Annotated in this window: 5 protein-coding genes; 1 reads left to right on the top strand and 4 read right to left on the bottom strand. The window is 31.0% G+C overall.

Going from position 1 to position 4089, the window contains the following annotated elements:
• The 3 genes from CXF67_RS08555 to CXF67_RS08545 form a co-directional block, all read right to left on the bottom strand.
• Window positions 1–517 (bottom strand): carboxymuconolactone decarboxylase family protein (locus CXF67_RS08555; protein WP_102088378.1); only part of this gene is annotated, 517 nt, incomplete at its 3' end.
• Between the two features lie 90 nt (window positions 518–607).
• Window positions 608–1462, bottom strand: coding sequence for a helix-turn-helix domain-containing protein (locus CXF67_RS08550; protein ID WP_102088377.1), 855 nt, complete (start codon window positions 1460–1462; stop codon window positions 608–610).
• A 171-nt stretch (window positions 1463–1633) separates the two neighbouring features.
• A complete protein-coding gene (locus tag CXF67_RS08545; protein ID WP_102088376.1) occupies window positions 1634–2227 on the bottom strand; it encodes a hypothetical protein in 594 nt (197 codons plus the stop codon).
• Window positions 2228–2885: 658 nt separating this feature from the next.
• On the opposite strand from CXF67_RS08545, the gene CXF67_RS17840 reads away from it, so the two are divergent.
• Entirely contained in the window at window positions 2886–3212 is a 327-nt protein-coding gene (locus CXF67_RS17840) for a hypothetical protein (protein ID WP_145990417.1), read from the top strand.
• Window positions 3213–3750: 538 nt separating this feature from the next.
• On the opposite strand, the gene CXF67_RS08540 is transcribed toward CXF67_RS17840, so the two are convergent.
• Window positions 3751–4089: hypothetical protein (locus CXF67_RS08540; protein WP_219621027.1), on the bottom strand; the 339-nt coding region annotated here is incomplete at its 5' end.

The following is a 4089-nucleotide window of genomic DNA, read 5'->3' as shown; positions in this document are numbered from 1 at the left end:
CAAGTTTAGGTTTTGAAACATGATTGGAATAATTACTCATTGTTTTGACTGCAATACCCGAAATAATTCCTAAAACGTGGCTTTCAGAATAACCTGCATCTAAAAATTCATTGATTTCTTCTTGCGAAACATTTCCTCTTGCAGTCGTTAAAGAACGGGTAAGTTTGGAAAGTGCAGCAAATTTTATATCCGGAATTGGATTTCCATTACGAATAGCATCAGTTACTTCATTTGGAACTTTTGTCATATTATCTCCAACAAAGCTGTGAGCAGCCATGCAATACTCACAATTGTTTTCGTATGCGACAGATAAAAAAACTACTTCCTGCTCAACAGGACTAAAACCTGCGTTCGCTCTGAAACTGTTGTATGAATATGTGTATGCATCCAGTAAAGCTGGATTTGCACCCATAGTTACATACATATTAGGAACAAACCCCAACCCTTTTTTCGTGTTTTCTAAAATCTCACTTGTAAGTGGAGAAGTAGAAACATTTTCTAATTTTAAATGTGCCATTACGTATTTGTTTTAACAAAAAGCTTAATTACTTTCTAACAATACAAAATTGCAATATGAATATTTATAGGACTTTATTTAAAAGTTCAACTATTTGTTTTTTTGGTTCAAGCGATATGTTGAAGGCGAACAATTGTTTTTTTCGGCAAATAAATGGGAGAAGTTTGCTAAATTATTAAAACCACAATCAAAAGCGATATCTGTTATTCTTTCTTCGGATAATAACAATAATTCGGACGCCTTTTCCAATTTTCTATTTCGGATATAGTTGGCTGGCGTATCATTATAGTTTTTTTTAAACTCTCTTTTAAATGATGAAAGACTAAGGTTGGTCAAATTAGCAAACTCAGCCAAACCAAAATTGGAATATATATTACTTTCAATAGCTTCCTTGAAGGTAAAGCTACTTGGTGAAAATAGCTGTGAAAAAATATGTTGTATTGTTGAAGCATTTTTTGTTTGGCACAAAAGCAAAATGATTTCTTTAAATTTAAGCACAAGAATATCTTCATTTACCAGAGTAGGATTGTCAAAATAGAATAATAAATTTTCAATATATTTTTGAATTAAAAATTCATTATTTAAGACACTTAAATCAATCTTATCGTCAATTAAACCTGGAACTTGGAAAATTTTAGGTAAGTCAGAAGTGTAAATTGATTTTAAAATTTTTGAATTAAAATGTATAATTATTATTTGATGTTGAGCAACTGATTTGTCATTTTTTAATTGGCTAAAATAATTCCCGCATTTTAATAAAACAGCATTGTTTTGAGGAATAGACACATTGTGATTTTCTGTTTTATAATTTATTTGCCCTTGAAGCATGTAGAGGAAGCAAGCTTCTTCTGGCATCGGATTCGAGATTTTAAAAGGAGCATTAATCGTCAATTTTTCAAAAACTGTTTTTTCAAAAAGCTCATATTGTTTTCTTTCTATTATCATTTTTTTCGTTTGACTTGCGGTTTAAATCGAACTTTTCAGCACAGCCCAATGTAATGGGAATGGTGCTTAAAAATTCACTCCGTTTAGGATGATCAATGAAACACAAAGAAAGCACAAATTTTTTATCTGTACTTTCTTAGCAACTACTTATACACCTTTTTAGTTTGATCTTTATTCAGATATATCATTTTTAAACTCAATAATATCTGTTAATTTTTGCATTTCCTTTTTGACACCTATTTTTATGAAAATAAAAATGATTACTCCAATAATTATGTAGGAAACATCAATTAAAACTAAATTCAAAAACTCAATATACAAACTAAACTTGGGTGTAATCATATAAAAACCAATAGTATACAAACCAACAATAACAGGAGCAATAACCTTATGAACCGTTTTCCTAAATTGATAAAAAATTAAAGAAGTTTCTGTCGCTTTTAATGTGCTATCAAGGGTTTTTATTAGTTTTGCTTTGTAAATACTAACTATTTCAATTGAAATCCTAAACACCAAACCAAATATCATTAATCCTGCCCCTATTCTACTTAATAATTCTTTTACTGGTGCAACATATAAAAAGAATAGAGACATCACTATTAATATAGTTGTCAAGATTGTAATGGTGCTACAATAGAAAAAATAATTTTCTATTTCTTTTTCCTTTATTTTTCCGTACAATACAGCTAAACTATCGTCAGAAAGTTCAATCTCTATTTTGTTACTTTCCCAGTTGTTTTTAAGTTCATTAAATTCCTTTTTCATTTTAATCTCTTTTTAAAATTATTCCTAGACGTTTTTTTAAACGGAACAACCTGTTACTGCTGTAACAATAAAAAACGTGAGAATATTTTTAATCAATTTTGTCATGATACTATTTTTTTTTAATTGTTTATACTCCTTTGATTAAAAAAAAACAGCGTTTGTTATACTTTGAAAATATTTTTTTTTATTTTGAGTGTATTTTCCTTGTGAATGCTAACGTTTAGTATCTGAAAGTAGGCGATTTAGAATCACCATACCTACTGTTAAGTACATGATAACATAAGAACCAAAAGCTATAAACTTGTTTATTGCTTGCCTTTTTTTTATAACATCCAAGTAAAGGCAGCCTGTTGAGTATCTTTAAGATTTACAAAAAACTATAAGTTATAAACAAACTGCAACATCTAAATTATTCATTAGCATTGAGATACACATGAGAAGTTGGAAAATATGTTGTGCAACAGATTTATATGGCGGTAAGACATTTTCTATGCGACCACAACCTAAACTTCTTAAAGACTATGCAGATAAGAGCAGTATTCATACTATGAAGTAACAACGACTTATGAGGCTGGTTGCCTCGGTTATCATGCGCATCGGTGTTTTGAATCTTACGGCTGGCGATCACTAGTCATTAATCCAACTGATATACATCGCAATGGCAAAAGCGCCATACAAAGACCGATCGTATCGATACTCAGCTCATTATTGCAAGCAATTGAAAGATACTCGTCTAGACAGTATTCACGTTGCAGATAAGAAGCTCGAAGAGTCGCGTAGTCTTTTTAGAAAAAGGTACGATCTGGGAATCCATCAAAGCGGTGATAATTTAAGAACTACCGGAATTACAAAAAGTTCGCATCGATTGATACGCGGCTACCTCATAGAGCTCATGGCAAGCGATACGTATAGTTCCTGTAATGTAGGCTTATTATCTCAAGGATCAAGGCAAGAACGTAAAATCGATCATTATAAAAGTAGCTAGAAAACAACTGAGTAGAACCCTGGTGGTCATAAAAATAGAAATTCCTTATCAACTAGAAGTCATAGAATAACGCTTTCGCGAAAGCGAATACATAAAGAAATAAAAAACATAAAATAATAACAAAACTCACTAAATAGTATTCAAAACCTATACCAAAAAACAATTTAGGTGACCAACCTTTAAGTTAGGATCACACTTTATAGCAAGTGGCCAGGTTTATTACAACCGAAAATCATACAAATCCTGTTTAGGGCCATAAGGATCTATAACATATAGGATGCGGAACAAGATATATAGTATTTAAATGTTGACAATAGTCAGCAGAAAGGAAAGGCTTGCCAACATTTAGACACTACAAAATCATCATTATGAACCGATTAAAAATAAAATATTATATTAGAAAAAGTAAAAGTGCTTTTCACAGGGTACGGTGTTGTGCATTGTTTTTTATTAATTAAAAAGTAAGCTGTAAATCCCCAGAAACTACATCTACATGACAACAATCTTTGCTAACGGTATAACTACCACTAATAACTTCTTAGCTATTGATGAACCCCTTAAATTGGATTTGTCTTTCCTGGTTTACATTAATACTTAAATCATCTACCAATGGATATTGTCCAAGTTGTTGTGCCGTACCAAATTCAGATGAGGAAAGCGATATAGTCATATCATTTCCGTTCTCGATATTTATAACTTCAAAAGAATCTAAAGCGACCGGGTTTTCATTTTGATCCCTTATGGATACAACAATTGTTACAAATTGATAAGTACAAGCTGCGTTTTCGCAATCTGAATTGTAATTATCATCGCTATTACATGATATTTGAGTGATTGCCAAAAGTAAAGATATTGCTATACCTAATAGTCTGGAGTA

Origin of the sequence: Psychroflexus sp. MES1-P1E (assembly GCF_002836055.1) — a bacterium.
In the GTDB taxonomy this organism is placed as follows: Bacteria; Bacteroidota; Bacteroidia; order Flavobacteriales; family Flavobacteriaceae; genus Psychroflexus.
Note: the sequence above shows the minus strand (reverse complement) of the source record. Positions and strands in the feature narration are given on the sequence as shown.

Bases quoted from the DNA above. Each gene is read 5' to 3' on its own strand.
- CXF67_RS08550 (WP_102088377.1), bottom strand. From the start codon at position 1,462: ATGATAATAGAAAGAAAACAATATGAGCTTTTTGAAAAAACAGTTTTT.
- CXF67_RS08545 (WP_102088376.1), bottom strand. From the start codon at position 2,227: ATGAAAAAGGAATTTAATGAACTTAAAAACAACTGGGAAAGTAACAAA.
- CXF67_RS17840 (WP_145990417.1), top strand. From the start codon at position 2,886: ATGGCAAAAGCGCCATACAAAGACCGATCGTATCGATACTCAGCTCAT.